At 63.8% G+C, this 5,696-nt stretch carries 3 protein-coding genes and 4 pseudogenes; 3 read left to right on the plus strand and 4 right to left on the minus strand.

Annotated elements, in window-relative coordinates; genetic code table 11:
* Positions 1 to 382: 382 nt before the first annotated feature.
* A pseudogene (locus HCC78_RS31295) lies at positions 383 to 1,021 on the plus strand (IS5 family transposase); the annotation flags it as partial.
* A 73-nt stretch (positions 1,022 to 1,094) separates the two neighbouring features.
* Positions 1,095 to 1,238, plus strand: a pseudogene (locus tag HCC78_RS31300) (IS5/IS1182 family transposase); the annotation flags it as partial.
* Positions 1,239 to 1,303: 65 nt separating this feature from the next.
* Here the strand turns inward: HCC78_RS31300 and HCC78_RS31305 are convergent.
* The 4 genes and pseudogenes from HCC78_RS31305 to HCC78_RS35090 all read right to left on the minus strand — a co-directional run.
* Positions 1,304 to 2,578, minus strand: a complete 1,275-nt coding sequence (locus HCC78_RS31305; RefSeq protein ID WP_172332632.1) for a polysaccharide biosynthesis/export family protein — start codon at positions 2,576 to 2,578, stop codon at positions 1,304 to 1,306.
* On the minus strand, positions 2,575 to 3,186 hold the full coding sequence (locus HCC78_RS35080; protein ID WP_371743965.1) for a CpsD/CapB family tyrosine-protein kinase: 612 nt from the start codon (positions 3,184 to 3,186) through the stop codon (positions 2,575 to 2,577). Before HCC78_RS35080 ends, HCC78_RS31305 begins: the two co-directional genes overlap by 4 nt.
* Positions 3,187 to 3,390: 204 nt before the next feature.
* Positions 3,391 to 3,663, minus strand: a pseudogene (locus HCC78_RS35085) (GNVR domain-containing protein); the annotation flags it as partial.
* An 870-nt stretch (positions 3,664 to 4,533) separates the two neighbouring features.
* Positions 4,534 to 4,875: pseudogene (locus HCC78_RS35090) on the minus strand (Wzz/FepE/Etk N-terminal domain-containing protein); the annotation flags it as partial.
* 440 nt (positions 4,876 to 5,315) lie between these two features.
* Here HCC78_RS35090 and HCC78_RS31315 point away from each other — a divergent pair.
* Positions 5,316 to 5,696, plus strand: a 381-nt coding sequence (locus HCC78_RS31315; protein ID WP_172332634.1) for a transposase, incomplete at its 3' end; no start/stop codon positions are given.

The raw sequence follows: 5,696 nt of genomic DNA on the forward strand, positions 1-5,696 counted from the left end.
AACAGGCCTGACACAAGACCGCGCTCGATCACATGCTCAAGGGTCAAAAACTTCTTGCATCACGGGCGGCAACCACACAAGGCGTATCGTTCCTTTTGGAAGTTCTGGCAGGCTTCGACACCCGCCACGATACGCCGCCTTCTCAGGCCCCATCACCCATTTTCAGCCATAGCTCTGGCGTCTCGCGGTGGCGCTCACCTGGCGATGGCCACGCAAGCTCTCCTCGACGATGCGGACCTTGTCCGCGTCGTCCCAATGCCGTCGGCGAACGCCGTCCGCCGCTGACAGGACTTCAATCTTGGGTTCGAATATAAGGTCGCGCATAAGGTCGGACCTATCACCGAAGCGCCAAACCCGTCAGGCGGCCCTCGCCGGATGAATACGTCAGAAGACAATCAACGTAAATCTTTCTGTCCGCCGTGCTCCGGGCCCGCTCAACCTCCTCGTGGACAGCACCGGCATCAAGTTCCTGGGCGACGGCGAGTGGCTGGCGAGGAAGCACGGCGCCCATCGTCGGCGCCAGTACCGCAAGGTCCATCTGGCGATGGACACAAGCACCGGCGACATCCGGGCGGTGGAATTCACCTCCAGTCGCGAGGGCGACAGCCCCGTGCTCCCTGATCTTCTCGAACAGATCCCGGAAGACGAGGAAATCGGCACCGCTACTGGCGATGGCGCCTTCGACACCCGCCGTTGCCATTCGGCGATCCTCGCGCACGGAGGCACGGCGATCATTCCCATCCGGAGAAATGGCCGCCTGTGGAATGAGGACTGCCCTGCCGCCTTGGTCCGCAACGACATCCTGCGGGCCACCGGGCGCCCCGGCCGGACGATCTGGAAACGGTGGTCCGGCTACCACATCCGCAGCCGGATCGAGGCCAGGATGCGGAACCTCAAGTCCTTCGGCGAACGGATTGCTTCGAGGGACCCCGACCGCCAGACCGCCGAGATCCACATCCGAGTTGCCCTGATGAACCGCTTCAATGCTCTCGGTACGGCCGAGATTGAGCGCGTGACCTGACCTCAGCTGGGGAAAGGGGCATCACGCCCCGACGCAGACTTCTGCAACAATGCCTGTCCGAAGCAGGATCAAAGCCAGGATGAGGAACCTCAAGTCCTTCGGCGGGCGGATCGCCTCGAGGGACCCGGACCGCCAGATCGCCGAAATCCATATACGCGTGGCTCTCATGAACCGCTTTAACGATCTCGGCACCGCCGAGAGCGAGCGCGTGGCCTGACCTCAGATGGGGAAAGGGGCATCGCGTCTTGAAGCCGACTTCTGCAACAATGCCCTGCGGACCCCTCAGTTGAGACTGCGGTTTGTGGCCGAGGCCAACCCCGCTGCAATCGGCACTATCGGCTCGCTGAATCCGATTTCCAACGTGTCGCCCGGAAGAATGCCGTCGTCGGGCCCCATGTCGAATGTCTCGATCTCTCCCCTGAGACGACGCCGGATCGTGTAGATGACTTTGGTGACCGGCCCGTCGGCCAGGGCGATGACGGCCGGGTCCCCGAGCAGCGCGATCTTGGCCAGCACGGTCTGCCGCTTCACGAGCAGCTGCTCCATTTCGGCGCGCAGTTTCACCGAGTCCGCGAGCAGCTCCAAACGTCGATCCGAGCGTGTCTTGGTGATCGTACCGGCAAGGTCGGCGCGGCGCGTGCGCGCCTGTGACAGGGCGGCCTCGATGTCGAGCACCTGAGCCTGCAGGCTCGCATCGTTCCGCTCAAGCCGCGCCATGTCCATGCGAGTGCGCAGGCCGCGCTCGTCGAGCGCCTCGGCCGCGGCGCGCTCATTCGCCTGAATCCGGATCAGCTCGTTTTGCACCTTGCTCCGTTCGAGCAGAATCTCGATCTGCCGGTCGTAGTTCTGCAGCTCGATCTGGCGGATGCCGTGCAGTTCGGCGGTCGAGGCGCGATCCTCGTCCAAGATGCCCTGCTCGCGCGACAGTAGATGATCCAGAAGCGCTGCGTCGTGCGGCTCGAAGGGCAGGCCGGCGGGGTCGAAGACGACCGAGTCGTGCTCTTCGAGCTGGGCCTCGACCCGGGCGATCCGGATGGCGGTGCCGACAATCTCGGTTTCGACTTCCCGCAGATCGCCGACGACCTGGACGGCTTGCAGGCCCGGCCCTCCGGTCTCGATTCCGGGGAGTTGCGCGCCGCCGGCCAGTCCTGCGGCAGCGCGGGCGGTGAGGGTCGGACTGAAGGGGAAGCGCCCCGGCAGGTTGACCGCGCCCGAGACGATAATCGGCGCATATTCGAGGATCGAAACGGATATGCGCGGCGAGACGTGCAGGCCGGTCTCTTCGATCTCATGGGTCAGCCGCTCCTGGATCTCATCAATCGTAAGACCCTCGGCCTGAACGCTCCCCAGTTGCGGCAGGCGCAGCGCCCCGTCGAGGTCGACCTTGCTCTCCATTTGTTCCGGATCGCCGAGGATGCTGACCCGGAGCATGTCGCCGACGACCAGCCGATACATCTCGGCAAGCGCCGGAGCCGGGGCACCGAGCAAAAGGGTTGTCATCACGGCGGCGAAGAGAAGGTCCGGAAGCCTGCGTAACTGTCGGTACCGATGGGTCATGTGGCGAAGGCCTTCTTTTTGGGAATCGAGTGCGACCCCTCGCGGAATTCGGCGAGGCGCTTGGTGTCGACCCCCGTCATCACCGTGCCGAGCGGCGTCACCCCGAGTTCGGCGAGCAGCGCCAGCCCCTGGCGAACGCTGTTCGTTGGCGTGCTGTCCCACCTCACGAGGTAGATCAGCGCATCGGCCGAACGGGCGATGACCCGGGCATCGGCGGTGCTCAGGATCGGCGGTGCGTTGATCACCACCTGGTCGTAGGACTTCTGGAGCTCCTCCACGATGGCCCGAAACCGACCCGGGGGCAGAAGATCGGAGATATGCGCGGCCTGTCCCAGCGTCGGCACCACGTCGAAACCAACCGACGGGTCCGAGATGATGGCGTCCTTCAGCTGCGCGTCGCCGCGCAGCACCGATGCGAGGTCGGCGGAGCCCGTCCAGCAGAAGGCCTTGGACAGCCGCACGTGGGTGAAATCGCAATCGACGAAGACGACCCGCTTGCCCATGATCATGTTCATATGGGCCAGGGTGAGGGCCGCGTGGGTCTTGCCCTCGCCGGGCAGCGAGCTGCTGAGGACGATGCTGCGCGGCGGTTCGGACGATAGGAACATCAGCGTTGTGCGGAGCTGCCGCACGCCTTCGCCGTAGTCACCGTTCGCGGCCTCTCGGACCTGAGCGAGCGTCGTCGGCGTCTTGTCCCGCCAGCGACGGCGCGGAAAACCAGAGAGTACGGCGAGCACCGGCAGAGCCGTGTCCCGTGCCAGCTGCCGCGGCGAGCGGAAGGCCTTGAAGCTCAGCTCGAGCACCAACACCAGACCGAGGCCAAGCCCCGCGCCCGCGACGGTCGCGGCGGAGACGAGCAGTTTGGAGCGCGGATAGGAGGGGGTGTTCGGCGGCACCGCGCTTTCGATGACCTTGGCTTCGGCCTGGGCCAGGGCCTCATGCGCGCGGGTTTCTTTCAGCCGCGACAGCATGTTTTCGAAGACGCTGCGCAGGGCGTTGGATTCTCGCTCGAGGTCGAGCAGCTCGGTCGAAGTGCGCGAGATGGTCGACACCCGCTCTTCCAGGGCAAGCACATCCGCCGCGATCGACTGCTCGCGTACCTCGGCCACCTGCACCTCCTGCTCCAACCCCTTGATGATCTTGGAAACCTCGTCGTTGAGGTCCTCTTCGGCGCGGGCGATTTCGGCGTTAATGCGCAGCATCTGGGGGTGGTTGGGCCGATAGCGCGTGCTGTATTCCGCCCGTTCGCGCATCAACAGGGCGAGGTCCTCGCGCAGCGTGGTATACAGCTGGGAATTGAGCACCTCGTTTGCGGCGGCGACCCCTTCGGCCGCCACCAGATCGCGGATCTGGGTATAGCGCGCCTGCGCGGCGGCCTTGTCCGCCCGGGCCGAGACCAGCTGCGAGGACATGGCGGCGAGCTGCTGCAGCGCGGTGTCGATGCTTCCGCCGTCGGCAACCACCTTGTTGGCGCGGTAGGTCTCCAGCGCGCCTTCCGCCACCGCCACCTGTTCGCGCAGATCGTTGACACGCGTCTCGAGCCATTTGTTGGCCCTGCGTGTGCCCTCGATACGCTCCTCGAGCTGACTGACGATATACTGATCCGCGATCGTGTTGACGAGCGCCGCGACCAGATGGCTGTTCTCGGCCTGGGCCGAGATGGAAATCACGTAGGACCCGCCCTGCTGGTTCACGTTGACGAACTGCCGCACGTGCCCGACGAGCCGCCGGTAAGTGTCGTCCTGGGTCTCGATGGCAGAGGGCGTTTCCGCGGCATCTTCCATCGGCTCCTCGGGGTCCTCGAGCGCTTCTTCGATGGGGGCCGACGGCGCATTTCCTTCAAGAAAGCGTGTCGTCCACTGGATCGCGTGATCGAGTCGGGCCGACCAGCGCGGTTGCCCGGTCTGCTGTGGTTCGAACTCCACGAGGTTCTCCCGCCCGATCTCGCGCAGGGCTTTTTCGAGAAGGACACTCGATTGAATCAGGGCAACTTCGCTTTCGATGACCGGGTTGCTGAGATCCAGGTCGGAAACGACCTCCTGCGAGGTGACCACGCGGGTTTCCCGGGGGTTCAGCATAACCTTCGCGGTCGCCGAATAGCGCGGGGTGACGAGGCTGACGCCAATCGCCACGAGGCCGCCGAAGACCCCGGCGCATCCGATGACCAGCCATTTGCGACGCCAGACATTCCGAAAGATCTCAAAAATGTCGATCGTGTCGGCGTCATCGCCGTTGTTGGGCGGGGGCGAAACTCTGAAACTTGCTCTGAACTTGGAAGTATTATCTTGCGTGACCATCTTGCCGATCTACCGCCACCTAATTAGCAACCTAGAGAAACATTAGACTATTGAAGCATGCCCTGAATCCCGATTTCATCAGTCCCTGATAGTGCCCGACCGCAGCATTTCGGGGTGCGCAACGTTTCGGGCCAGGGGCGTTCTGCAAACGGAATTGACGGCTCAACCTATAGGCAAATATTAATGCCAATAATATCTACGAATACTTGGAGTTTATCACGATTCGTCGCGACCCGTCGACAAGGAATCACTTTGCTTACCCCGTGCCGACAAGGGATGCCTATCAAGCGCGCGCTCGAAGGGAGCTCTCATACCAACGGCCCTAGACCCCATGATCGCGGGGTGAGCCGACTAGGTCGGCGGCCTGTCCCGCGTCATTCTCCTTCGAGGGTTGCGCCAGACGGGCTGGCGCCGAGCCTCAAGAATGGGGGAGAGACCAGATGCAGGATAGCATGTTCATCGGGCTGGATGTCCACAAGGCAACGATTTCGGTGGCCGTGGCGGCGGGAGAACGGCGCGGCGAAGTCCGCCACTGGGGCACGATCCCGAACCGGGCGGAGGCGATTCTCAAGCTGGCCGAGAAACTGGGTGCTGGCGGCGGCAAGCTTCATTTCTGCCATGAAGCAGGTCCCTGCGGCTATGGGCTCCACCGGCAGCTGACCGAGATTGGTCAAAACTGCGTTGTGGTCGCCCCCTCTCTGATACCGGTCAGGAGCGGAGATCGTGTGAAGACGGACCGTCGCGATGCCGTCATGCTGGCGAAGCTGCATCGCGCTGGCGAACTGACGGCGGTCTGGGTCCCGGATGCGGCGCACGAGGCC

The organism is Mangrovicoccus sp. HB161399, from assembly GCF_013184745.1.
GTDB lineage: Bacteria > Pseudomonadota > Alphaproteobacteria > Rhodobacterales > Rhodobacteraceae > Mangrovicoccus.